This window comes from Oceanobacter mangrovi (genome assembly GCF_019740315.1).
In the GTDB taxonomy this organism is placed as follows: Bacteria; Pseudomonadota; Gammaproteobacteria; order Pseudomonadales; family Oceanobacteraceae; genus Oceanobacter; species Oceanobacter mangrovi.
In genome coordinates, this window is the sequence record NZ_JAHXZR010000010.1 from 137,801 (window position 1) to 162,347 (window position 24,547).

The following is a 24,547-nucleotide window of genomic DNA, read 5'->3' on the forward strand; positions in this document are numbered from 1 at the left end:
GAGCCAGCACCGTAGAGTGTAATAGCCGGAGGCGTATTACACCACGCAGACAGGATCATGTATTACGCCCCGGCCTGACGGCCTTCGGGCTAATACATCCTACAATTCTGATGAGTACAAAAAAGGCCTCACAGAGAGGCCTTTTTCAATTCAGCAACCGGGTAATCAGCCTTTGGCAGCTTCCAGGTTGTCGAGGTAACGCTCGGCATCCAGCGCAGCCATACAACCGGTTCCGGCAGAAGTAATCGCCTGACGGTAGATGTGGTCAGAGACGTCACCCGCCGCAAACACGCCTTCAATGCTGGTTTGGGTGGCGTTGCCATGAGAACCAGTCTGAACCTTCAGGTAGCCGTTTTCCATTTCCAGCTGGCCTTCAAAAATGCCAGTGTTTGGCTGGTGACCAATGGCCACAAAAATACCGTCAACCAGGATGTTTTCGGTTTCGCCGGTTTCACGATTTTTGATGCGCATGCCGGTAACGCCCATGTCGTCGCCCAGCACTTCGTCCAGCTCGCTGTTCCACTTGATGGTGACGTTGCCGTTGGCGGCCTTGTCGAGCAACTTGTCGGCCAGGATTTTCTCGGAACGGAAACCGTCACGACGGTGTACCACCACCACCTCAGAGGCGATGTTAGACAGGTACAGGGCTTCTTCAACCGCCGTGTTACCACCACCGATTACTGCTACTGGCTTCTTGCGATAGAAGAAACCATCACAGGTTGCACAGGCAGATACGCCCTTGCCCTTGAAAGCTTCTTCACTTTCCATGCCCAGATACTTGGCGCTGGCGCCAGTACAGATGATCAGCGCGTCACAGGTGTAGGCGCCAGTGTCGCCTTTCAGGTAGAAAGGACGCTGATCCAGTTTCACTTCGTTGATCTGGTCAAAAATAATTTCGGTTTCGAAACGCTCTGCGTGGGCCTTCATGCGCTCCATCAACTCAGGACCCTGCACACCCATGGTGTCGCCTGGCCAGTTGTCCACTTCGGTGGTGGTGGTCAGCTGACCACCCATCTGCATGCCGGTAATCATCACAGGATTAAGGTTGGCGCGGGCAGCATAAACCGCTGCGGTGTAGCCCGCCGGGCCAGAGCCCAGAATCAACAATTTAACGTGGCGTGGTTCACTCATTACCTTCTCCTGAAATGATCTAAGCCGATCCGGCGCTGTGGTGGAAAAACCGCAGCCCCCTGACTGATTTACAAGGGGGGAGACTATATATAGGCAGCTCACCAGGTTTCAACCAACAAAACCAATCGTTTGGATATAACGAAATGCCTTATCAGGCTGCCATCCTTAATAAAACTCCCCAAAAGGCGAAAACCCTGATCTTACCTATACTTTTTTACATCCATAAATAACCATCGTTCGCCAGCGCCAGGGAGACTGACCTTGCCAGGAAATGAAGTGTCACTGTCGGAAAATGATCTCATCGTTTCAAAAACCGACCTCCAGAGCCTGATCACCTATGCGAACGCAGAATTTTGTAACTACTCCTGCTACACGCTGGATGAACTGCTTGGTCAACCGCACAACCTGATTCGCCATGAGGATATGCCACGAGGCGTGTTCCAGTTGATGTGGGAACATCTGAAGCGAGAGGAGGAGTTTTTTGGCTACATCAAAAACCGTCGCAAGGACGGCGACTATTACTGGACGCTCGCCAACGTTGCCCCGGTCATGAGCAATCGCGAATGTATTGGCTACATTTCTGTCCGGCGCCAACCCAAACGTACAGCATTGAATATCATTGAACCCTTATACAGCCGCATGCTGGCTGTTGAATCGCGCATGAACCGGGAACAGCAAGCCGCCACATCCATTCAACTTATGCAGCAGATGTTCAGCAGGGAGCACGAGAGCTATGCAGAATTTATACTCTCGCTGTAAGCCGAGGACGTTTAACATTCTCAACCAGGCGGGCTGGGCCACCAGTATCGCTATCCTTTATCTGGATCATGCTTCAACGGCCTCCATTGCCGCGTCGATATTTCTGTTACTTGCCATGAGCCTGATGCGTTACTGCCAGGCGCTTTTTTTACAAAAGCAACGCCGACAAATGCATCAACTGCTGCAAACCATTGTCACCGGCGACCTGCAGCCACGACTGATTTTTCAGCATGCTGACAGCAACATGGAAACCATGGCGCAAAATCTGAATTCCTTTCTGGATCAGGTGGAAACCTACATCCGGGAAGTTGAATCGTCGTTCAAGGCAGCCAGTCAGGAAAAATTCTATCGCCGGCCAGTCAGCCAGGGCCTCAACGGCCAACTGAAGCATTCTCTCAACAACATTGCCGAAGCCTTCAAAGCGATTGAGCGCGCCAATGTACTGGCCAATTTTCAGGAGGTTGATCGTAACGTCAGCAAGACCAAAACGGCGGGCTTGTTAAAGAACCTTGGCCGCAATCAGGATGACCTGCGCAAGGTCGCTGATGAGATGAGTGAAATCGAAGACTCGTCCTCGATTGGCGTCAACCTGTCTACCGACGCTCTGGAAAAGATTCGGCTGGTCGTACATGACCTGCAGGAGCAGTTCGAACGATCAGGCTCCATGCATGCCACCGCGCTTGAACTACAAAAGCACTCCGGCCAGATCAGCAAGGTGCTCTCCCAGATTGACTCCATCGCCGACCAAACCAATTTGCTGGCGCTCAACGCAGCGATTGAAGCCGCCAGAGCTGGCGAGGCTGGCCGTGGCTTTGCAGTGGTCGCTGACGAAGTCCGATCGCTGGCCGCCAATACCCGCTCGGCAACATCAAACATCACTGACCTGATGAAAAACTTTCAGCGCTCTGCCAGCCAGATTTCTGATGCGGCTACCCAACTGGTGCAATCGACATCATCTGTAAAAGACTCAACGCTGAACTTTGAGCAATCATTCAGTGAGCTGGCACACATTGCCCAACGCACCTATCAACAAATCAGCTATTCCGAAGTCGTCAGCTTTGCCTCATTGGTCAAGGTCGATCATATGATTTTTGTGCAATACGGCTATCAGGCGATCGAGGCTGGTCCGGGGTCTGCTGCCTGGAGCACTGTCGATTGCAGTGATCGCGATTGTCGCTTCGGCCAGTGGTACCACTATGGCATCGGTCAACAATATTTCAGCCACCTGCCATCTTACAAAGCCATTGACCCATTGCATGCTGAAATCCACCAGCAGATGTCTCAGGTTCTCAATATCGCCCAGCACAAGGATTGGCACCATGATGCCAATGCCCATGAACAGCTGCGGCAGGGATTTGCTCGTATTGAAACGCTGAGCGAGCAGCTGATTTCCCTGATCGATCAATTGACCGACGAAAAACTGCGTTTTGAAGGCGCCAGCACCACCGCCAGCAATGATATTGAACTGTTCTGACAATTCACTCGCAAGGCTTGGCAAGCACCGCATTTGAGTAGATAGTGAAGCCTCACCCACGGAGGGAGGGAGACATTGCCAGTCTACCCACTTGCACGGGTGCGGCGGCCTGTTAATAGCCTTCGCCACACCCTGTTTCTGCCGTATCCCCAGGGGCTCTGTCTTACCAGCGCCTCGCAGGCTTCTACCGCTTTTCAGCAACCCCCACTCTCATCCACCTACTCACTTAAAGGACCCACAGCAAGAGCATGTCCACAGGCTCTGTCTCAGCAGCGCCTCACCAACAGTGCGTCACAAATCGCTAGTGCTTTTCGGCAACACCCGCTCCCACATCAGGAACCAGCAGCAAGGGCAACCGCGCTGCGGATCACGTTTGCGTTTGTTTCAAAGGAACTGCAATCAGGAGAATGTCTATATGGCTGCACGCAAAACCAACACCAAAATGTATGTGCTGGATACCAACGTGTTGATCCACGACCCGGGCTCGATTCACCAGTTCGAAGAGCATCAGGTCGTGGTCCCCATGACGGTGCTGGAAGAACTCGACAAGCTGAAAATGGGCAAGGCTTCAGTTGCCACCGACTGCCGCGAGGCAATCCGGCAAATTGACCGCATCATTGGCGATGCCAGCCCAATGGAAGTAGCCAAGGGCGTGCCCATCGAACGTCCAGATGGCTCCACCCACGGCAGTTTCTCAATCCTGCTCGACGGCCTCGACAGCCGCAACCGCACACTCTCCCTCGACCTCAACGACAACAAGATCATCAACGGCCTGGTATCGCTGGCGGAAAAACATCCCCACCGGGAAATCATCCTGATCAGCAAAGACATCAACATGCGTCTGAAGGCCCGAGGCTGTGGCATCGGTGCACAGGACTACCACAACGACCAGCTGCTGTCCGACGTGTCACTGCTGGAAACCGGTTATTACACCTACGCCAATTCGTTCTGGGACAGCCAGAACAAGGTCGAAACCTGCCACGACGCGACCGGCACCTATCACCGCATTCCACGGCCAGATTTACCCGAGCAGCTCTATATCAATCGTTTTATCGTTGATGAAGCCGGTTTTGTCGGCAAGGTTGTGGCGTTCGACCGCGACATCGTCACGCTGCAGGATTTGCCGGTCGAACAGCTGATGTCGCAAAGCGCCTGGGGCCTGCAGCCACGGGACTTACCACAAGCCATGGCACTGCATCTGTTGCTCGACCCGGCGGTATCGCTGGTGACCCTGTCCGGCCAGGCCGGTTCCGGTAAAACCATTCTGGCACTGGCGGCCGCGATTGAAATGACCGTCGCCACCAAGCAGTTCCGCCGTATTATTGCCACCCGCTCTACTCAGGGGCTGGATGAAGACATAGGTTACCTGCCCGGCACCGAAGCCGAAAAAATGGAGCCCTGGCTGGGGGCCATCACCGACAACCTGGAGGCCCTTCACAGCGACGATGAACACCAGAATTCCAGCGTCGACTACATCCTGCAGAAAGTGCCACTGCAGTTCAAATCACTGAACTACATTCGTGGTCGCAGCTTCCAGCACAGTCTGATCCTGATCGACGAATGCCAGAACCTCACGCCCCACCAGATGAAAACCATCGTTACCCGTGCCGGTGCCGGTTCCAAGGTGGTGTGTCTGGGTAACCTCGCCCAGATCGACACGCCGTATCTGAATCCCATCAGCTCCGGTCTGACCTACCTGATCGAACGCTTCAAGGAGTTCAGCGAAGGCGGCACCATTCATCTGGAAGGATCGCCACGTTCAGCACTGGCCGAATACGCCGAAACCCACCTCTGAGAAAATTCTTCCATAATCCTCAGCTTTACACGGCGACCAGAAAATAACTCTGGTCGCCGTGACTTTCCTGTCAGCTGTCTATACTGAATCCAGTCAGCCGGGTTTTAACGTGGTGTACACGTACCGGCAATCCACTCTCAACTACGGACTGTCTGGATTTGATTATGGTCACCACTGCAAAATTGCGTGTTCGCTGCTGGTTTATGACACTGCTGCTGAGCCTGTTGACTGCACCGGTATTCGCAGCCAGCGCGCCCAAGGAAACTGAAAAAGCGCCGCCAGAACCCGAATACAAGATTTACGAGCTGGAGTTTGAAACCGATTCCAACTGGACCAGTGTTGAAATCCGCGACGACGCTGTGTTCGTCAATGCGCCGGTCGGCTCGGCCATGAACATCACTGCCAAAGACGGCCTGCGTTCCTTCACCATTTCGCCGCAAAAAATTCACATCCGTTCCCGCACCCGTGGGCTGGTGAACCTCAACCTGTACGTCAAATCCCGCAACAACGTGCTGGGCATGACCATTTGCAAAGGTTCACGCAGCAGTTACGCCTGGATTCGCTCCGAACAGAGCAAGCAGAAAAATGACGTGCAGGAACAGGATCACTGCGAAACCGCCGCACTGGTGCTGAACCTGTTCTGATCCGTTATGCTGGCCTGAACCAATAAACGGGCCTGTTTATGATCAAACGCGTTGCTATTTATTGTGGTTCAAAGCCGGGTAAGAACCCGGCTTTCGCCACCGCTGCCGCCGCACTGGCCAGGCAACTCGCCAATGCTGGCATCGCCATTGTTTACGGTGGCAGCCACTCCGGCCTGATGGGAGTGGTCGCCGATGCCGCATTGGCAGCCGGTGGTGAGGTTATTGGTGTCATGCCCGGCAATCTGCAGCAGCGGGAAAAGACCCACCAGCACCTCAGCGATATTTTTCACGTCGAAACCATGCACGAACGCAAGGCCAAAATGGCTGAGCTGGCGGATGCTTTTATCGCCCTGCCCGGCGGTATTGGCACACTCGACGAGCTGGTCGAAGTCTGGTGCTGGGCCAATATTGGCGACCATCAGAAACCCTGTATCTGTTTTGATGTGGATAATTTCTGGCAGCCGTTTTTTGATCTGCTCGGCCATATCGAACAACAGGGATTTGCCCACTTCGGCCGACCAGGCAGTCAGCCGTTACAGCGCTTTGATCAACCCGCACAACTGCTGGCGTTTTTACACCAGCAGCCGTGAGAGCGTGACGAGATGGGGAAAGGAAAAGGGAAAAGCCGAATAACTCAGGACAAGCCCGCCGGAACCGCCGGGGCCGGTTCCAGCAAATGGCGGCTTTCGGCCGCAAAACCAGCTCCGACTTCGGCGTAATAGTTGAAGACCACATCCACGCCCAGGGCCATTAGCTCAGAACGTTCGTCGTCATAACGGGCAACGGCGGCAATCTTGCCCTGATAGCCAGACAGCCGCAGCATTTCCAGCGTGCTTTTCATTTCCATATGACCCGGCAGCGCCATCATAATCAGGTCGATCTCACCGCTGGAACAGCCCATGCTTTCCCAGAACTCCATATCGTCGGCGTCACCGGCAATCACATTGATGCCCTGCTTGCGCAGAAACGCTGCCCGTTCAGAGTCCGATTCCACCCCACAGATACGAATGCCGTAATCCGGCTCAAGCGCCTGATAGGCCCCCTTGCCAACCCGGCCCATCCCCAGAATCAGCACGCTGACATTGTTGGGCCGTTCATAGTGAGCGTGGGAACCTCGCCGCTCATAACGGTTAATGGAATGTTTGCGCAGTGCGTAAACATGGTGGGCACGGCGATAGATAAACGAGCTGAGAATAAACGACAGCGACATCGACACCGCAATAATCACCAGCCATTCCTGGCTCATCCAGCCATTTTCAGTACTCAGATCGGCAACGATCAGGCCAAATTCACTGAAGTTGGTCAGCGCCAGCGCACTCAGATAAGACGAACGACCCGATACCTTGAACGCCAGCAGCAAGGCGAAGAACAGCCCGAATTTGACCACCAGCGCGGCGGTCAGCAACAACACTGGCACGACCATATCCCAGTCTGGCAAGGCGGTGAAACCAATCGACAGGAAGAAGCCAATCAGGAACAGATCCTTGAAGCCCATCAGCGCCTTATAGATCTCGGCCGCCTTGTTATGGGATGCCAGCAGCATACCAATCACCAGCGCCCCCAGATCGCCTTTCATATCGACCAGGTAGAACAACTCACTGCCGCCCAACGCCAGGAAAAAGCCCAGCAGTGGCAACAGTTCATCGTGACCAACCCGGCTCACCAGCCGATGCAGCGCCGGTTTCAGCAGCCACAAACCGAGCAGGCCAAACGCCATAATCGACGGCACCTTGCCGGTAGAAGCGACCAGGAAAAACACCGCCACAATATCCTGAATCACCAGAATACCAACCGCCAGTTTGCCATGCCGAGCCTTTAGCTCGGAGGCCTCTTCGAGCATTTTGATGACGCAGACAGTGGAGGAAAAACTCAGCGCAAAGCCCACCAGCAAGGCAGTGACCAATGGCAGTTCCAGATACTGGCTGAGACCCACCCAGCCAGCCAGTAACACACCGGCAGCAACCAGCAAAGTCCAGATGCCGGTATGCACCATACTGGTGGCCCAGACTTCGGTTTTCAGCAGCGCGCGGATATTCAGTTTCAGACCAATGGTGAACAGCATCAGGGTAATGCCGAGGTCGGCCAGTTTTTGCAAACTGCTGTCGGGCTCCATGCCCGCCGCATTAAGGCCAAAGCCCGCCAACAAATAGCCAACCAGCGGCGGCATACCAATTTGTTTGACGGCAAAGCCACACAGGAAAGCGACCAGAACCCAGACAAAATCCATCAATCTTCCTTAAAAACAAGCTGCTGCTTCCGGGATATATCCCGGTACCCAAAACCTACACAGCAGATTTTAACTGCTGTTCACTCGTTATCTTATACCACGACAACCACAGGGTTATTCCACCAGCCGACGTCTGACTCAATAATTAATCCCTGTCTGCAGATAGATTTCACTGTTGCCGCCGTCGTTCATGCCATGTGCCAGACCCAGCCGCAATGGCAGCAACAAACGATAGCCCAGCACCAGCTCGACCTGCCATTCAGCGCCAATACTGGTGAGCCATTGCGGATCAGACTCATGCTGCCAGGCAGAACCCGTGGCGGCGTAGATATTCACCGCATGGTCACCCAGGCCAATTGGCCACAACGACCAGTTACGCTCAACCCGGCCGGTCCAGAATGACCATTCGAGCCGATTCAGCAGCAGCCGATCTCCGACCTGGCGATTATTATCAAAACCGGGCAAGGCATAGTCATCACGGCCAAACACCAATGTGGACTCGTCCCGCTGGCCACCCAGGCTCACCGGCACACTGCCGACACCGGAATGCGCCCCCCACAGTCCCAGGCGCAAGGCATGCCTTCCCGGCAGATCAAAGGTATGGCGCCACTGGCCCTGAATCAGGTTGCCGACGTAATCACTGCCCGCCAGCCCCTGATGTTCCACCACCAGATCAGCCCGGCTGCCGTAACCGGTTCCCGGTGTATCCTGCAACAGTTCGCGGTTATCCCAGATCAACGCCGCCCCACCGGCAAAGCGGGTAAAGTCGCGATTGCCGGAAACCTGCCAGCCACCATCGCGTTCAATGCTGTCGCGGTCATAAACCACACCCAGGCTCATCGATAAATGATCGTCAAACGCGCGCCATAAATAATCCCGGCGTAATTCGACAGTGTCTTCACGAATGCCCAAGGGATCGGATGTTGAGCCATTGACCCCATCCTGCCAGCTCCAATGCGAATCGCCATACAGCAGCCAGCGATTGTCGTACTGGTAAAGCAGTGAAGCAGCTACCACATTGTTTTCGACATCGAATTGGGGAGTCAGCACATAATAATGACGGCCCAAGGCATCGGAGCCCCAGATCGACACTCCGGCCAGGGTTGAATATTCATCGGACGCCAGCTGTGGCAGCCAGGCAGTCGGCATCAAGGTCGGCCAGCTGGTGTAATTCTCTGCAGCACTGATCCGGGTGCTCTCAACAGCCGGGGCCGCCGGATAGTTATAGTTTTGTTGTGGCAGCGGCTGTCTCCGTGCTTGTGCTTGCCCCTGCTCTGGTTTCTTTTCAGACCAGTGCGCCAGCGCAAAACCGTCAGCACTGTAGAACTGCGCCACCAACCCGCCATTCAGCCAGAGCGGTGTAAAAGCGCCCCAGCTGGAGTTGGTCAGCCGTTCTGCCTCAGTCGCCACTGTGGCCTTTGATGGCTCCAGCGCATAGATATCAAAGTGATGGTTATAGTCGGCGCTGTAGAGAATACGGCCGTTTGGATAAGCGGCCGATGGCGGCAACCATTGCGGATCATTTTCAACCGCCAGGGTTTGCGTCAGAGGCTGCCACTGCCGTGAAGCCAGATCAAACAGTTCGAGATTCCAGCCCTGTTGTGGCCGTTTGATCGATGCCACCAGCTGGCGGCCATTCGGGCTGATGTCAAAATCACCCAGCACGTTACCGTACTCGCCACGCCAAACCAGTTGCTGGCTGCCATCCAAGCCAATACGCCAGAGTTCACTGATACCACCGTCGATACGGCGGGCCAGCAAGTTCCGGTTATCCGGCAACCAGCGGGCCTGCCGAATACGCATGTCTGTGGTCAAACGCTCAAGGCCATCGTCGCCTGAATAGGTGTACAGATCCCCGTGATAGCGCAGATCAGCCGTCACCAGCTTGCGCACCAGCGCCAGCCGTCCATCGGCACTGGCATCCAGTGATGACATGCCGCTGCTTTCCAGCAAGCGTTTGGCCTTGCCGTTCTGGCTGTCGAGCTGCCACAACGCCTGGCGATCATCACCGTTGCTCTCGATAAAATAGAGCTGGTCCGCCATCGCGGTCAGCGGCCGCAAACGCTCGTGCCCGCTCCACAGACTGCTGGCCATGGCCGCTTCATGGTTGGGGGTTAATGGAAAACGTTGCTGCAGCCAAAGCGTAAACTCCTGCCAGAGCTGATTGGCCGACTTGCCCCAGGTAACCCGAAAGCTGCGATTGAGCAGGAAATACGGCAACAGCTGGCCTTCGTGAACATACAGAAAGCGTTGCAGTTTTTCCTCGCCGTACTGTTCGCTGAGAAACTGGATAAACCAGGCACCGTATAAATAGGCCTTACCGGTCGGCCAGTCGCGCAGCGGCGCAACGACCTGGTTAAACGAATCAACACCGGCGGCGACTTCGGCTGCCATTTGCATCTGATACCAGCTGCCCTGCAAACGGCCGTAACCCAGCTGTTGATTGGTTTCCTGATACACCGCCAGACCTTCCAGCATAAACGACGGTTCAAACATATGCGGAAATGTGAACCACTGACGGCCAAATACCCGCCGCAAGGCACCTGGTGCACCGCGAGCCAGTTCCATTTGCAGGATGTGGGTGTATTCATGGCGAATCAGCAAATGCAGCCAGCTGTCGTAGCTTTCCAGCCCGTTAACACTATCAGGAGGGCTGGCAAACAAACGAATCTGGGCAAATGGCACAGGCGTCGCCCAGCCATTGGAATAATCAACATCATCCTGCAGCACCATCTGGGTCGGCCGCTGCGGAGCCGAGCCAAAGAATGGCAACAAATCCGTATGAACCTGCTCGGCAATCGCCAGCGCCTCGAGTGCCTGGCTCTCCAATCGCTGTGGATAATGAATAGCGAAATGCTCGCTCTCACGGCTTAGCCAGTGCTGGCCGGGCTCGTCCCACGCTACCGGGTCCGCCCACACCGGCGCACAGCAAAGCAATAGCCCCAACCAATACCCAGGTTTTAACCATTGTTTCATACAACCTCCTTGTCACCAGTCCCCATTCTTATGCTGCCAAATTACACAACTTCTGCCGCCAATGCTGTCTTGGTGTACAGTTAGCGTCTGATTTTACTGACAGAAACCTACATGCTCGAAATCATTTATCAGGACGACTATCTGGTCGCCATCAACAAGCCCAGCGGCCTGCTGGTGCACCGCAGTGAAATTGACCGTCACGAAACCCGTTTTGTGTTACAGCTGCTGCGTAACCAGCTGGGCAAGCGGGTTTATCCCGTTCATCGGCTGGATAAACCGACTTCGGGTGTACTGGTGTTTGCACTCTCAAGTGAGATTGCCAGCCTGGTGGTGGATATGTGGCGCGAGCGCGATATCGAGAAGCGCTACCTGGCAATTGTCCGCGGCTATATGCCGGAAGAATTGCATCTGGACTACGCCATGCGACCACCGGTCGACAAGTACGCCAAAAACGAAGTGGAAAAGCCACCACAGGAAGCCATCACCGACTTCGTGCGGCTGGCGACAGTGGAACTGGATGTGGAAATCGACAAATACCCACAGTCCCGTTATTCACTGGTTGAAGCCTTACCGAAAACCGGCCGCAAGCACCAGATTCGCCGCCACCTGAAACATCTCAGCCACCCCATCATTGGTGATGCCCGTTACGGTAAGGGCCGCCACAGCCGCTACTTCCGTGATCACCTGGATGCCGGTCGACTGCTGCTGCATGCCTGGCAACTGTCCATGCAGCATCCGGTGACAGCCGAGACACTGACCTTCACCGCCAGCATGGACGATGTCTGGTTGCGTTTGATTGATCGCTTTGACTGGAAGGCACAATTGCCTGCAGACCTGCAGCTGACAATTCCAGCAACCCGCCAGTCTGTAGCAGCGTCAGAGACAGACAAGCCGACGGAATAGCCGCCAGTATCTCAATTACCGATCAGTTAACAGGAATAGTTTGCAGATAACGTCTTTCCAGACGAGCCTGCGAGATCTGGAATCCATGCAGTGCTGCTCGATTCACTAACCAATGAATCTTGCGCCTGCACGGCCCAGGCAGCTCCGGTTGGCGACCAATATTCACCATCCAAAACCTGAGTGATCAGCATTACTCCACCATTCCGGCCCTTGCCGCCTTTTGGATCTGGTTGCAACCATCGGCTATCCTGTTAGCACAAGCCAAAAGTTCAAAATAAGACCTTATCCACAAACCCAATGGCTGGTGGATAAGTTTTGATCAATTCGGGTCATAGACATCAATCAGATCAATTTTCATACGAATTGGTCGATTTTTTTCCAAAAATTCCGCATTTTCTGCTTGACGACTGGTTACCCACAGAATCTGTGGATAAATCTGAGAATAAATCTTTTAAAAGTCCCGCCAAGCCCCGTATTTACTGGCTTTTGCTCGAATTGGTCGGTTTTACACCAATAAACATTCGCAATATAAATCAATAACTTAGAGTTTTTTGTACTATTTTTGACAAAGCTCTTGACAGGTTTTCCTACAAGCCTGTGACACCCATCTGTGATGTGCATAACGGTTCGCGGAAATATTCCGACGAGTTCTTTTGTAAAACTTTTATGTCAAGTCTTGCATTAAAATAAAATCCGCAGCGAATTTATCCCACACTCAACATCCTGTTAATAAGTCTGTTGATTAAAATCTGAATAACTATCGGTATTTTGACACCTCTCCCGAGCGGCTCTCGCCTCTGTTCAGGACAAGTTTAAAATTGTCCAGATAATCAGCCGGTTAGCAAAAACGTCTCAAAATGATGGAGCAGGTTCCTGGCCAGTATCAAAAAAAACAGGCCTGAAGAATTGTGCACAAGTTGACCGCCAGACTCTCGAACAGCTGTTCAACCGCGATATTTACCGGATTAGCCTCGCCTGGAGAGAGGTTCATCCACAGAATCTGTGGATAACAATGTGTATAGGGCCTTTAAAAGGTAAGCTGGGCCAATAACCGTCTGACGCCCACTTAGATTGATCGTTTTTTGATCAAATCAAACTCAGCAAAGCGTCATCATCAGACCAACAGCCAGGCGTAAAAAAAGCCCGCAAGCGGGCTTTTTCGTCAAGCAGGAAAACTCACAGAATTCCCAATGCCTTGGCCATATCGTTGGCTGGCATATAGCCCGGATAGAGCTGACCATCCTGAGTGAAAATCGCTGGCGTACCATTAACGCCCAGGCTTTGCCCCAACTGGTACTGCTCGGCTACCGGCGTTTTACAGTTGGTACCAGCTTCCATGTGAGCAACCAAAGTTTGTTGCAACTCTTCAACCTTGTCGGCCACTTCCTTATTGCCAGAACGCATCTGACGGCCAAGGGTGTTCAGTTCCTGCTGGTCCGTCTTCATTTCGGTCATGGCAGCAGTACGGTCGTCCTGACACCAGACGTAGTTGATCTTCTGGTAGGACTGGGTTGGGCGGCCGGTCTGACGATCAACAATGCCTGAACGCGGATAAGCCAAGTAACGCACTGTGATCCCCAGGTCATTCAGCTCACCCACTTCCTGATGTAGCTTCTGGCAATAACCACAGTCGATGTCGGTGAAGACGTTGATCAGCGCTTTCTGCTCGCCATGGGCCTTGAACACCACGGTATCGCTGTCATTCACCGCCGCCAGGGCTTCAGCCCGACGAGGATTCAAACGCTGTTCAGTGACGTTTACAGCCTTGTCGCCATCAATGCGGATAAGTTCGTCACGATAGATCAGATGCGACGCATCGGGGGTCATATAAACAAACGGACCGCCTTGCAGGCTGACTTCCAGAATCTGGCCATCGGCAATCAGGGCGGCGTCGTCCACCCTCACTTGCGGGCCATAGATATTCTGCAAACGCTTCTCTGCCAGATCACGCTTGCCATCAGCCTTGTCTTGCGCCTGCACCAACGCAGGTACCATCACAGCTCCGGCAACCAGGCTTGCCAGCATTAACCTTTTCATTTCGACTGCTACCTTGTCTGAATCTTGATTTGCTGTTGGAAACCAAAGCCCTTCACAGGTTCCGGTGACTCCATTCGCAAGTGTACCCCTGTTGTTTTACAGGCATAAAAAAACGGGCACAAGGCCCGTTTTTTCGATACAGCATTCCAGTGGAGTGCTTATACCTTTTCTTTAATACGTGCAGACTTACCGCTACGCTCACGCAGGTAGTACAGTTTGGCCTGACGAACGTCACCACGACGTTTCACAGCAATGCTGTCGATCAGCGGGCTGTGAGTCTGGAAAGTACGCTCAACGCCTACACCGTGAGAGATTTTACGCACGGTGAAAGCAGAGTTCAGGCCGCGGTTACGCTTGCCGATTACAACGCCTTCGAACGCCTGCAGACGCTCACGGGTACCTTCAACAACCTTAACCTGTACAACAACGGTGTCGCCAGGACCAAAAGCAGGTACTTCAGCCTTCAGCTGAGCGTTTTCAATCTGCTGAATGATTGGATTCTTGTTGCTCATTGCATTGCTCCTTAACAGTCTGTCGAGCCGGTGTCGGATATGTGGCCGTGCTCACGCAGATACTCTGTCAATAATCTATGTTGTTCGTTATTCAGTTCCAGCGTTTCCAGAAGATCCGGACGTCGCTGCCAGGTTCGGCCCAAAGACTGTTTCAATCGCCACTGGCGGATCTTTTCATGGTTGCCGCTCAGCAACACCTCGGGAACAGCTTCACCTTCATACACTTCCGGGCGGGTGTAGTGCGGACAGTCCAGCAGGCCTTCCATAAAGGAGTCCTGCTGGGCAGACAAGTCATGCCCCAACACCCCGGGCACCAGACGAATCACTGCATCCATCAGCGTCATGGCAGCCAGTTCGCCACCGCTGAGAACAAAATCGCCAAGAGACCACTCTTCGTCGATTTCGCGCTCAATCAAACGCTCATCAATGCCTTCGTACCGTCCTGAAACCAGAATCAGCTTGTCGCACTCTGCCAGTTCAAGCACACCTGCCTGATCCAGCTTGCGCCCCTGCGGTGACAGATAAATCACTTTCGCCGGGCCGCCTGGCTGCTGATCGGCTGCTTCGCGAGCAGCCCGGATGGCGTCCTGCAATGGCTGAATTTTCATCAGCATGCCGGGACCACCGCCGTAAGGACGATCATCCACGGTCTGGTAGTTGTCATAAGCGTAATCACGCGGATTCCAGCGATTAACTGAAACCAGACCCTGCTTCACTGCCCGTCCACTCACACCAAATTCGGTGAGCGACTGGAACATCTCCGGAAACAGGGAGACCACTCCAAACCACATCGTCTTGTGCCTCTATCCGGTACGTCGTGCGTATGCCGGTTAGTAATCTGCTTCCCACTCTACCTGGATCTGACCTGCATCCAGGTCCACATCCAGAACGATGGCATCCACATAGGGAATCATGCGTTGCTGCTTGTCGACACTGCCTTCGCAGCCCTTCAGCACCAACACCTGGTTACCACCACCAGAGTCGAACAGTTCTTTTACCTCGCCCAGCAATTGCCCTGCGGTATTAACTACCTTCAGACCTTCAAGCTGGAACCAATAAAATTCATCTTCTTCAGGTTCCGGCATCTCACTGGTGTATACCGCAATTTCGACCTGGGACAATGCCAGTGCGCCATCACGATCGTTTACACCCTTGAGTTTTGCCACCAACCCCTTGCTTTGGGTATGGCCGGTTTCCAATTCGAACTTGCGCCATTCGCCGTTGATTTTCATCAGCCAGATGGGGTAGTCCAGAATATTGGTCATGGGATCGGTATAGGAATAAACCTTAACCCAGCCCTTGATGCCAAACGCGGTGGATACCTTACCAAGAATGGTGATTTCCTGGTCCGAGACCATCGCTCCCTCCGCCTGCATGCCTTAGGCTTCTACAGAAGCTTTTTTGGCTTGCTTGATCAGCTGCTTAACGCGATCAGTAGGCTGCGCACCTTTGCCCAGCCAGTATTCAACGCGTTCCATATCCAGGCGCAGTTCTTCTTCTGCACCACGGGCGATTGGGTTGAAGAAACCAACACGCTCAATAAAACGACCGTCGCGAGGGCAACGAGAATCCGCAATGTTGATGTTGTAAAAAGGACGCTTTTTGGAGCCACTACGGGCCAAACGAATAACTACCATAAAAAAGATCTACTCCGATCGATTTATCGAGCGGGAACATCAGATAAAAACAGGCAATGCCTGTATCCGAACTTCCCGGTGGCGGGTTTTGGAATCGCCCACCGTTCAAGTTCTCTTTCGCTTACTGCCTGCTATCTGACTCATTAAGAGCCGGTACAGCCTGCAAACAGGCGAAAAAGGCCTATTAAAAGGGTCGCGAATTGTAGTCTGAACGGATCAATAAGTAAACGACAACTTTGCCGAAGCCAATTGTCGCTTACCAGCCCCTGCTACCTGCCATTAACCAGCTCAGAGCTGATCAATGATTTGCTGACGTTTTTGCTGGTATTCCTGCTCGCTGATCAGCCCCTTGTCGCGCAGTGATTGCAAGCGCTGCAGCCGCTTTTCAATGGGCAAGGAACCGGCATCAGCTGGCAATGGCATCGGCCGGGTTTGTTTGACCGGCTTGTCAGCGTCGACCGGCTGGTCGCCGCAACGGTAATAGCTGGCTTCCATACGGGTTTTGATAAAGTCATCGTACAAGCCATTGGCCATACGCTTCTTGTGGCGATTCTGGGTTGTCTCGCCAGTTACCACCACATTAGCGCCGTACTTGTCCGCCTGCTTGCGATGTTCGGCCTGACAATGTTCCAGACCATCACGACTGTTGGTACTACAGGTTTCCTTCTGTACCAGTTGGCAAAACTGCGGATCGGCCTGCTGGCGAAACTCAATGCTGCTTTCAGCCCGGGCAGTGGTGGCAATCACCACTAACACAATCCAACTCCACTTGTTCATTCTGTCTCCTGCAATCATTTCCGGCTTCAGGTACTGGCAATTCCCCACTAACAACAGAGGCCGCTAGTGCGGCCTCTGTTGAATTCAACGTCTGTCAGTCAGATCAGTTCTCTTCACACCATACACGGGCGTTACGGAACATACGCATCCAGGCGCCGTCTTCATCCCACTGCTCACCATCAGCACCAACAGGCACATAAGAGTTCTGGATCGCACGGAACACCCGCTCAGGGTGCGGCATCATGATGGTAACGCGGCCATCATTGGCAGTCAGACCGGTAATACCCTGTGGAGAACCGTTCGGGTTCAGCGGGTACTGCTCAGTCACCTTACCGTAGTTGTCGACAAAACGCAGGGCGATCTGGCCAGCAGACAGCTCAGCGATATCATCTTCAGAACCGAATTCCGCACGACCTTCACCGTGAGCCACAGCAATTGGCATGCGAGAGCCAGCCATACCGGCGAAGAAGACGGAGTCAGACTCCTGTACTTCAACCATGGCAACACGGGCTTCAAACTGTTCGCTCATATTGCGAACGAAGTGCGGCCAGTGCTCGGCACCTGGTATCAGCTCATGCAGGTTGGACAGCATCTGACAGCCGTTACAGATACCCAGTGCAAAGGTGTCCTGACGTTCGAAGAAAGCCTGGAACTGGCCACGGGCCTGTTCGTTGAACAGAATCGACTTGGCCCAGCCTTCACCGGCACCCAAAACGTCACCGTAGGAGAAACCACCACACGCCACCAAGCCGCGGAAACCTTCCAGCGTCACACGGCCTGACAAGATGTCGCTCATGTGCACGTCTACGGTGGCGAAACCGGCACGGTCAAACGCCGCCGCCATTTCGATCTGACCGTTGACGCCCTGCTCACGCAGGATGGCAACCTGTGGGCGACCTTCCAGACCGTCAGTGATGTCTTCATTAATATCGAACGTCAGTTCCGCGTGAATACCTGGATCTTCGGCATCCAGCAGCGCGTCAAACTCCTGCTGGGCACACTCGGCATTGTCACGCAGCGCTTGCATGCGGAAGCTGGTTTCAGACCAGGCACGCTGCCAGTTGACGCGGGATTCGCTGAGGAATTCTTCGTCCTGGAAGCTGAAGGTGATCTGGTCATCGTCATTTGGCGCGCCAATCACAGCGGTGCAATCGCCCAGACCGGCAGCTTCAAACTGCGCCAGCACTTCTTCCAGATCTTCGCGACGGATCTGCATCACCGCACCCAGTTCTTCAGAGAACAGCGCAGCAGCCAGCTCTTCCTGAGAGTCGGCCAGCAGATCCATGGATATATCCAAACCAGCGTGAGAAGCAAAGGCCATTTCCACCAGAGTGGCGAACAAGCCACCGTCAGCACGGTCGTGGTAAGCCAGCAATTTGCCGTCGGCGTTCAGGCCCTGAACCACCGCGAAGAAGGCTTTCAGGTCTTCGGCATCGTCCAGATCCGCAGGCACATCACCCACTTGCTGGTAAACCTGTGCCAGACAGGAAGCACCCAGACGGTTCTGGCCACGACCCAGGTCGACCAGGATCAGCTCGGACGCTTCGTCCTTGTTCAGTTCTGGCGTCAGTACCTTACGAGCGTCAGTCACTGGCGCAAAGCCGGTGATTACCAGAGACATTGGCGCAGTAACCGCTTTGTCTTCACCATTGTCGTTCCAACGGGTCTTCATGGACATAGAGTCCTTGCCCACAGGAATAGTCACTTGCAGCTCAGGACACAGTTCCATACCCACTGCTTTCACGGTGGCGTACAGTTTTTCATCTTCACCGTCGTGGCCAGCCGCACACATCCAGTTGGCAGACATCTTGATATCAGCCAGCTTCTCGATTGGCGCTGCCGCCAGGTTGGTGATGGCTTCGGCCACCGCCAGACGGCCGGAAGCTGGAGAGTCCAGCAGAGCAACCGGAGTACGCTCCCCCATCGCCATGGCTTCGCCAGCGAAAGTGTCGTAGGAAGATGTAGTCACAGCGACGTCAGCCACTGGCACCTGCCATGGCCCCACAAACTGGTCACGGGCCACAGTACCGGTAATGGAGCGGTCGCCGATGGTGATCAGGAACGACTTGCTGGCCACAGTTGGCAGCTTCAGTACGCGATCAGCGGCTTCGGCCAGATCGATACCAGCAGATTCAAACGGTGTTGTCTTCGATGCGCGAGTTTCCGCAGTACGGTGCATGCGCGGCGGCTTGCCCAGCAGCACTTGCAGTGGCAGATCTACCGGGCTGTTGCCGAAATGTTCGTCGGTCACAGTCAGGTGTTCTTCTTCAGTGGCGTAACCGACTACTGCATAGGGCGCGCGCTCACGAGCACAAATGGCATCGAAGGTTTCCAGGTCTTCCATGGCTACCGCCATGACGTAACGCTCCTGGGATTCGTTCGACCAAATCGCCAGCGGGCTCATGCCCGGCTCGTCATTTGGTACGTTACGCAGCTCGAATTTACCGCCACGGCCACCGTCGGAAACCAGTTCAGGGAAGGCGTTGGAAATACCACCGGCACCAACGTCGTGAATAAAAGCGATCGGGTTGCGGTCGCCCAGCTGCCAGCAGCGGTCGATCACTTCCTGACAACGACGCTCCATTTCCGGGTTTTCACGCTGCACGGAAGCAAAATCCAGATCCGCGTTGGACTGGCCAGAGGCCATGGACGAAGCCGCACCACCGCCCAGACCGATCTGCATGGCCGGACCACCCAGAACAATCAGCGCCGCGCCGACCGGGATTTCACCCTTCTGCACGTGCTCGTCACGGATGTTGCCGTAACCACCGGCAATCATGATCGGCTTGTGGTAACCACGAACCTCACCGTCGTGGGCCAGTTCGAACGTACGGAAATAACCGCACAGGTTCGGACGACCGAATTCGTTGTTGAAAGCAGCACCACCCAGCGGGCCGTCGATCATGATGTCGAAGGCCGAGACGATACGATCCGGCTTGCCATACTGGCTTTCCCATGGCTGTTCGAAGCCCGGGATTTTCAGGTCGGATACGGTGAAGCCGGTCAGGCCTGCTTTTGGCTTGGAGCCACGGCCGGTTGCGCCTTCGTCACGGATCTCACCACCGGAACCGGTCGCCGCACCTGAGTGAGGGGCAATCGCAGTCGGGTGGTTGTGGGTTTCCACCTTCATCAGGATGTGCATGGCTTCCTGATGGTAGGCGTACTCACGGGAGTCCGGGTTCGGGAAGAAACGGCCGGTCTCGTGACCAGAGATAACGGAAGCGTTGTCTTTATAGGCAGACAGAATATTTTCGCTGTAACACTCGTAAGTGTTCTTGATCATCTTGAACAGCGACAGATCTTGATCTTCGCCGTCGATGGTCCAGCTGGCGTTGAAGATCTTGTGACGGCAGTGCTCAGAGTTGGCCTGCGCAAACATCATCAGTTCAACGTCGGTTGGGTTACGACCCAGAATCTTGTAATTGTCGACCAGATAATCGACTTCGTCGTCGGCCAGCGCCAGACCCAGATTCTTGTCAGCCTCTACCAGCGCGTCACGACCACCAGCCAGAATATCGACGGTCGTCAGCGGTGCTGGTTCAGCGTGAGAGAACAGGCTGGCGGCTTCGGCAGTGCCAGCCAGTACGGTTTCAACCATACGGTCGTGCAGTACCGCAGCGACCGCTTCCCGATCTGCCGCAGTAACGCCTTCAACATAGTAGGCAATACCACGCTCCAGCCGATCAACATTGGCCAGACCACAGTTGTGGGCAATATCAGTTGCCTTGGAAGACCATGGTGAAATGGTGCCAAAACGTGGAATCACCAGGAACAATTCACCGGCTGGGTCCTGACGCTCAGCTTTGGGGCCGTAACGCAAAATGCGCTCCAGAACCAGCAGCTCGTTCTCAGCCAGCTCTGCTTTCAGATCGGCGAAGTGAACGAACTCGGCATAAACGCCGCTAACCGCCGGCACAGCCGCCTGCAGTTTGTTGAGAATTCGGGTTTGACGAAATTCAGAAAGCGCTGGCGCGCCACGCAGCTCAAGCATTGTGCCTTGACTCCGGGGGTTTGAAGCGTTGGAGGAAGCCGAAATACAGCAGAAAAATGAGGCGGAATGATACTGAAAAGCGCTCTGGGCCGCCACCGCTATTAAGAGAATCCAACCGCGATCATCAGGTACCAGTAGTCGCTGGCAATTTTACGACCTGACTATTTTGTGACCTGATTCGAACAGTCTGTTGAACAGTTCTCAAAAGTACAATATTTGAACAGTGTTCACTTTGATGTAACATGCGCCCCGCCTGACTCAGGACGAGTCTTGCAGCGACAGACACATTGAGGTGTTCATTTGGCGAACCGCCACGACCTGACAGTCGTCAGTCAACGGCCAGAACGACCCGCCGCTGACGGATTGATGAACTAGACTTAAAGGAAGCCACCCGAGTTGCGAAAGCGGCAGCACGGGTCAATATCCGTTTCCTTATCGCATCGATGCAAAAGCACGATCGCCCAAACCTTGAGTGACTGGACGCGTAATTCATAACATGGACTGGTAGTCGCTGCCGTGCAGTGCTACCCCGAAAAACAGGAGCTAACATGCTGGCTAAATCAGTAAAACTGATGGTAACGCTTGCGACGATCCTGGTGTGTCTGACCTCAGTCACGGCCAGCGTGCGTCCCACGCAGCTGGAAACCATCCAAATGCAGGGCACCATCACTGTGGTGACTCGCAACAGTCCGACCACCTATTACGAAGATCGTTCCGGTCCAACCGGTTACGAATACGAACTGGCCCAATCACTGGCCAGCTATCTGGGCGTCAAACTGAACCTGGTTGTTGCCGATAACATTGGCGACATGTTCGCCAAACTGGAAACCGGCACCGCCGATCTGGCAGCTGCGGGCATCAGTCAAACCCCGGAAAGCCAGCGCTGGCTGCGCTTTGCGGCACCGTACCAGAACGTCAGTGAACTGGTGGTCTATCGTCGTGGCACCCAGAAACCGCGGGATTTGAGTGATCTGCCCGGCAAGATGCTGATGGTTTCCGCCGACTCAGCCCATGCCCAGACACTGCGTCGAGTGCAGATGGAAAAACTGCCCGAGCTGAGCTGGAGTGAATCATCCGAGCTGGATACCACTGACTTGTTGCACATGGTGGAGAAAGGCGAAATCGACTTCACGCTGGTAAACACCAATGAGTTCAACATGCTGCAGGCGTATTTTCCCAATGTCGGCACAGGTCTCAGCCTGGTCGAGAACCAGCCGATGGCCTGGGCGTTTCCACAATCACGGGACAACAGTCTGATTGATGCGGTGAACCACTTCTTTGAAGAGCGTTCCACCAAACTGCAGCTGGCGACTCTCAATGAACGCTACTACGGCCATCTGGCCGAGCTGGACTATGTCGGCGCCAAACGCTTCCTGCGTCAGACTGTGCGCAAGCTGGACACCTACAAGCCTTCATTTGTAGAAGCTGCCCGCGATTACCAGTTCGACTGGCGGCTGCTGGCTGCAGTCGGATATCAGGAAAGTCACTGGAATCCCAAAGCCACCAGCTATACCGGCGTGCGCGGCATGATGATGCTGACCAATGGTACGGCTTCAGACCTGGGGGTTGAGGATCGTCTGGATCCAGCCCAGAGCATTCGTGGCGGCAGCCAGTATCTGGCCGAGCTGCGTGACCGTCTGGGCAGTCAGATCGACGAACCAGACCGCACCTGGCTGGCACTGGCAGCCTATAACATTGGTTATGGCCACTTGCAGGACGCCCGTCGTCTGGCCTACGAAATGGGCGGTAACCCGAACCTCTGGCGTGACGTCAAGGACAGCCTGCCGCTGTTAAGCCAGAAGCGTTATCACCAGCATACCCGTCATGGTTATGCCCGTGGTTTTGAAGCCGTCGACTACGTGCAGAACATTCGCCGTTATTACGACGTACTGGTCTGGAATGAAGAGCAGCAGCTGCATCTGGCCGATCCGGACAACAGCCTGGTGTCATCCATTACGGTAGTGCCGCCACTGCTTTAATTGTGCGGTAGCAGCCAGCCTCTGTGTGCAGAGGCTGGCGACATCATTTATCCCCTGCTCCTTTGGTATCATCAATCATCTGGCTTTCAGCATCGGCTGAGCGCTCTGCATCCCGAGCCAATTGTTTGAGTTTTTTCTTGGCCGCCCGTCGATGGGCAAAAAAATCGGTCAGCATCTGACTACAGGCTTGTGCCTGAACGCCACTATCAACGCGCAAATAATGATTAAAAAAAGGCTGTAGTGGCAGCTGCATGGCACTTTCGATCACTCCGGCCTTGGGTTCCGTAGCGCCATATACCAGCCGTTCAATACGACTGTGAATCAGCGCACCAAAACACATGGTGCAGGGTTCCAGCGTGACGTACAGAGTACAGCCGCTCAGTCGATAGTTACCCAGCACAGACGCAGCCTGACGAATTGCCAGCATTTCCGCATGAGCCGTGGGATCCAGTCGGGTAATCGGGCCGTTGGCTCCCATGCCCACCACCCGGTTGTTGTGTACCACCACAGCGCCCACGGGCACCTCGCCAGCATCTCCAGCCTCGGCCGCCAGTTGTAACGCCAGCATCATGGCTTCGTCGTCGGAATTGATTATCTGATCCAGCAATTTGGTATCACCTGAGGAAAACCCGTCAATAATACCTGCTTGAACAGCCGCGTGTTAATCAAAGCTCAGGCTGGTGTGGCAGCGTTGCTTTTCCTTGTCGACCACCTTTAACAGGATGTACTGCGCCAGCAAACCGGAAATGGCTCCGACCATGCCAGCCACCGTCGACAGAATCGCCTTGGAAATACCGGCCGCCATCGGTTTGGGGCTCCCGCCACCGAATTGCACCATGACGTCAAATACTTCGATCATGCCGGTTACTGTGCCTAACAGGCCCAGCAAGGGACAAATCACAATCAGCATACGCACGGTGGAAAAACCGGATTGCAGGCCGAAATCCAGCGCACAGACCAGATCCTGATGAATTTGTCTGGCGTGCCAGCTACGACGCTCGGATCGGCTGGTCCATTCAGCAATAGCCTGTGCCCGGCGGGCCGGATGAATAAAAAAGATATAGAAGATGCGCTCGAACAGGTAAAACCAGAGCAGAAATATCACCAGCATGATGGGGTAAACCACTTCCCCACCACGCTCAACAAACAACCGAACCTCTTCCATTACCAGTCGCCCCTGACAGCCCGTGTGTTACCAGACTGCGGCGCTTGCGCGACGACTTGATGACGATTTGGTGTTGCTATTATGTCGGCCTGACGGATGTCACTCAGCCGCCAGATTTCTTGACGGTAAAGCCACGTTTGGTCAGTTCAGCCACCAGCAGGTCACGCTGGTCGCCCTGGATTTCCACAATACCGTCCTTGAGTGCCCCACCAACGCCACATTTCTTTTTCAGATCCTTGGCGAGGGTTTTCAGCTCGGCGCCGATGAGCGGAATACCGGTGACCAGAGTCACCACCTTGCCACCGCGGCCCTTGCTTTCACGGGATACCCGCACAATGCCATCCCCTTGCGGCAATTCAGGCTGGCCGCAGGTACATTGATCAATCGGGTTACTGCATTCAGGACAGGCCCGACCAAACTCGGTGGAGTACACCAGACCACCACTCTTTTTCATACGTTTTCCATCTGTTGGATTATCTGCGGCAACGCTAAATCAAAACCTTGTAAACGGCAAATCAGTGTTGACGTCTGGCTGGGCCG

20 protein-coding genes are annotated in these 24,547 nt (G+C 54.3%); 7 read left to right on the forward strand and 13 right to left on the reverse strand.

Annotated elements, in window-relative coordinates; all coding sequences use genetic code 11:
* Positions 1-165: 165 nt before the first annotated feature.
* The gene (gene trxB, locus K6123_RS18735; RefSeq protein WP_221800583.1) at positions 166-1,131 is read right to left on the reverse strand and encodes a thioredoxin-disulfide reductase; all 966 of its coding nucleotides are present in this window, start codon (positions 1,129-1,131) and stop codon (positions 166-168) included.
* Positions 1,132-1,392: 261 nt separating this feature from the next.
* Between trxB and K6123_RS18740 the strand changes: the two genes are divergently transcribed.
* The 5 genes from K6123_RS18740 (at position 1,393) to K6123_RS18760 (ending at position 6,393) form a co-directional block, all read left to right on the forward strand.
* The gene (locus K6123_RS18740; protein ID WP_221800584.1) at positions 1,393-1,890 is read left to right on the forward strand and encodes a PAS domain-containing protein; all 498 of its coding nucleotides are present in this window, start codon (positions 1,393-1,395) and stop codon (positions 1,888-1,890) included.
* 169 nt (positions 1,891-2,059) lie between these two features.
* Positions 2,060-3,364, forward strand: a complete 1,305-nt coding sequence (locus tag K6123_RS18745; RefSeq protein WP_246624898.1) for a methyl-accepting chemotaxis protein — start codon at positions 2,060-2,062, stop codon at positions 3,362-3,364.
* Positions 3,365-3,779: 415 nt separating this feature from the next.
* Positions 3,780-5,159, forward strand: coding sequence for a PhoH family protein (locus tag K6123_RS18750; RefSeq protein ID WP_221800588.1), 1,380 nt, complete (start codon positions 3,780-3,782; stop codon positions 5,157-5,159).
* A gap of 164 nt (positions 5,160-5,323) precedes the next feature.
* Complete coding sequence (locus K6123_RS18755) at positions 5,324-5,803, forward strand: hypothetical protein (RefSeq protein ID WP_221800590.1); 480 nt, start codon at positions 5,324-5,326, stop codon at positions 5,801-5,803.
* Between the two features lie 38 nt (positions 5,804-5,841).
* Positions 5,842-6,393 (forward strand): LOG family protein, encoded by a 552-nt coding sequence (locus K6123_RS18760; protein ID WP_221800592.1) that lies wholly within the window; start codon positions 5,842-5,844, stop codon positions 6,391-6,393.
* Positions 6,394-6,437: 44 nt separating this feature from the next.
* On the opposite strand, the gene K6123_RS18765 is transcribed toward K6123_RS18760, so the two are convergent.
* Together K6123_RS18765 and K6123_RS18770 are read right to left on the reverse strand one after the other, a co-directional pair.
* Positions 6,438-8,030 (reverse strand): cation:proton antiporter family protein, encoded by a 1,593-nt coding sequence (locus K6123_RS18765; protein ID WP_221800594.1) that lies wholly within the window; start codon positions 8,028-8,030, stop codon positions 6,438-6,440.
* Positions 8,031-8,168: 138 nt separating this feature from the next.
* Positions 8,169-11,006 carry a TolB-like translocation protein gene (locus K6123_RS18770; RefSeq protein WP_221800596.1) on the reverse strand — a complete coding sequence of 946 codons (2,838 nt, stop codon included), beginning with the start codon at positions 11,004-11,006 and terminating at the stop codon, positions 8,169-8,171.
* Between the two features lie 111 nt (positions 11,007-11,117).
* On the opposite strand from K6123_RS18770, the gene truC reads away from it, so the two are divergent.
* Complete coding sequence (gene truC / locus K6123_RS18775) at positions 11,118-11,909, forward strand: tRNA pseudouridine(65) synthase TruC (protein WP_221800598.1); 792 nt, start codon at positions 11,118-11,120, stop codon at positions 11,907-11,909.
* 1,176 nt (positions 11,910-13,085) lie between these two features.
* Here the strand turns inward: truC and K6123_RS18780 are convergent.
* From K6123_RS18780 to purL, 7 genes are all read right to left on the reverse strand, one after another.
* Positions 13,086-13,946, reverse strand: coding sequence for a DsbC family protein (locus K6123_RS18780; protein WP_221800600.1), 861 nt, complete (start codon positions 13,944-13,946; stop codon positions 13,086-13,088).
* A gap of 158 nt (positions 13,947-14,104) precedes the next feature.
* Positions 14,105-14,458 (reverse strand): 50S ribosomal protein L19, encoded by a 354-nt coding sequence (gene rplS / locus K6123_RS18785; protein ID WP_221800602.1) that lies wholly within the window; start codon positions 14,456-14,458, stop codon positions 14,105-14,107.
* An 11-nt stretch (positions 14,459-14,469) separates the two neighbouring features.
* Positions 14,470-15,249 carry a tRNA (guanosine(37)-N1)-methyltransferase TrmD gene (gene trmD, locus K6123_RS18790; RefSeq protein WP_221800604.1) on the reverse strand — a complete coding sequence of 260 codons (780 nt, stop codon included), beginning with the start codon at positions 15,247-15,249 and terminating at the stop codon, positions 14,470-14,472.
* Positions 15,250-15,288: 39 nt separating this feature from the next.
* A complete protein-coding gene (rimM, locus tag K6123_RS18795; protein WP_221800606.1) occupies positions 15,289-15,816 on the reverse strand; it encodes a ribosome maturation factor RimM in 528 nt (175 codons plus the stop codon).
* 21 nt (positions 15,817-15,837) lie between these two features.
* Complete coding sequence (rpsP, locus tag K6123_RS18800) at positions 15,838-16,095, reverse strand: 30S ribosomal protein S16 (RefSeq protein ID WP_221800608.1); 258 nt, start codon at positions 16,093-16,095, stop codon at positions 15,838-15,840.
* Positions 16,096-16,383: 288 nt separating this feature from the next.
* Positions 16,384-16,872 (reverse strand): SHOCT domain-containing protein, encoded by a 489-nt coding sequence (locus tag K6123_RS18805; RefSeq protein WP_221800610.1) that lies wholly within the window; start codon positions 16,870-16,872, stop codon positions 16,384-16,386.
* A gap of 103 nt (positions 16,873-16,975) precedes the next feature.
* Complete coding sequence (purL, locus tag K6123_RS18810) at positions 16,976-20,863, reverse strand: phosphoribosylformylglycinamidine synthase (RefSeq protein ID WP_221800612.1); 3,888 nt, start codon at positions 20,861-20,863, stop codon at positions 16,976-16,978.
* 548 nt (positions 20,864-21,411) lie between these two features.
* On the opposite strand from purL, the gene mltF reads away from it, so the two are divergent.
* Positions 21,412-22,842, forward strand: coding sequence for a membrane-bound lytic murein transglycosylase MltF (gene mltF, locus K6123_RS18815; protein ID WP_221800614.1), 1,431 nt, complete (start codon positions 21,412-21,414; stop codon positions 22,840-22,842).
* A gap of 43 nt (positions 22,843-22,885) precedes the next feature.
* Here the strand turns inward: mltF and tadA are convergent, their stop codons facing one another.
* The 3 genes from tadA to K6123_RS18830 form a co-directional block, all read right to left on the reverse strand.
* A complete protein-coding gene (gene tadA / locus K6123_RS18820) occupies positions 22,886-23,449 on the reverse strand; it encodes a tRNA adenosine(34) deaminase TadA (protein WP_281423960.1) in 564 nt (187 codons plus the stop codon).
* A gap of 54 nt (positions 23,450-23,503) precedes the next feature.
* Positions 23,504-24,007, reverse strand: coding sequence for a MotA/TolQ/ExbB proton channel family protein (locus tag K6123_RS18825; protein ID WP_221800617.1), 504 nt, complete (start codon positions 24,005-24,007; stop codon positions 23,504-23,506).
* Between the two features lie 103 nt (positions 24,008-24,110).
* Positions 24,111-24,461 (reverse strand): translation initiation factor Sui1, encoded by a 351-nt coding sequence (locus tag K6123_RS18830; protein WP_221800619.1) that lies wholly within the window; start codon positions 24,459-24,461, stop codon positions 24,111-24,113.
* Positions 24,462-24,547 lie beyond the last annotated feature (86 nt).

Bases quoted from the DNA above. Each gene is read 5' to 3' on its own strand.
- K6123_RS18745 (WP_246624898.1), top strand. From the start codon at position 2,060: ATGCATCAACTGCTGCAAACCATTGTCACCGGCGACCTGCAGCCACGA.
- K6123_RS18770 (WP_221800596.1), bottom strand. From the start codon at position 11,006: ATGAAACAATGGTTAAAACCTGGGTATTGGTTGGGGCTATTGCTTTGC.
- K6123_RS18830 (WP_221800619.1), bottom strand. From the start codon at position 24,461: ATGAAAAAGAGTGGTGGTCTGGTGTACTCCACCGAGTTTGGTCGGGCC.
- K6123_RS18805 (WP_221800610.1), bottom strand. From the start codon at position 16,872: ATGAACAAGTGGAGTTGGATTGTGTTAGTGGTGATTGCCACCACTGCC.
- rimM (WP_221800606.1), bottom strand. From the start codon at position 15,816: ATGGTCTCGGACCAGGAAATCACCATTCTTGGTAAGGTATCCACCGCG.
- K6123_RS18750 (WP_221800588.1), top strand. From the start codon at position 3,780: ATGGCTGCACGCAAAACCAACACCAAAATGTATGTGCTGGATACCAAC.
- K6123_RS18765 (WP_221800594.1), bottom strand. From the start codon at position 8,030: ATGGATTTTGTCTGGGTTCTGGTCGCTTTCCTGTGTGGCTTTGCCGTC.
- K6123_RS18755 (WP_221800590.1), top strand. From the start codon at position 5,324: ATGGTCACCACTGCAAAATTGCGTGTTCGCTGCTGGTTTATGACACTG.
- K6123_RS18780 (WP_221800600.1), bottom strand. From the start codon at position 13,946: ATGAAAAGGTTAATGCTGGCAAGCCTGGTTGCCGGAGCTGTGATGGTA.
- rplS (WP_221800602.1), bottom strand. From the start codon at position 14,458: ATGAGCAACAAGAATCCAATCATTCAGCAGATTGAAAACGCTCAGCTG.
- mltF (WP_221800614.1), top strand. From the start codon at position 21,412: ATGCTGGCTAAATCAGTAAAACTGATGGTAACGCTTGCGACGATCCTG.
- trxB (WP_221800583.1), bottom strand. From the start codon at position 1,131: ATGAGTGAACCACGCCACGTTAAATTGTTGATTCTGGGCTCTGGCCCG.
- purL (WP_221800612.1), bottom strand. From the start codon at position 20,863: ATGCTTGAGCTGCGTGGCGCGCCAGCGCTTTCTGAATTTCGTCAAACC.
- K6123_RS18825 (WP_221800617.1), bottom strand. From the start codon at position 24,007: ATGGAAGAGGTTCGGTTGTTTGTTGAGCGTGGTGGGGAAGTGGTTTAC.
- rpsP (WP_221800608.1), bottom strand. From the start codon at position 16,095: ATGGTAGTTATTCGTTTGGCCCGTAGTGGCTCCAAAAAGCGTCCTTTT.
- trmD (WP_221800604.1), bottom strand. From the start codon at position 15,249: ATGTGGTTTGGAGTGGTCTCCCTGTTTCCGGAGATGTTCCAGTCGCTC.
- truC (WP_221800598.1), top strand. From the start codon at position 11,118: ATGCTCGAAATCATTTATCAGGACGACTATCTGGTCGCCATCAACAAG.
- K6123_RS18760 (WP_221800592.1), top strand. From the start codon at position 5,842: ATGATCAAACGCGTTGCTATTTATTGTGGTTCAAAGCCGGGTAAGAAC.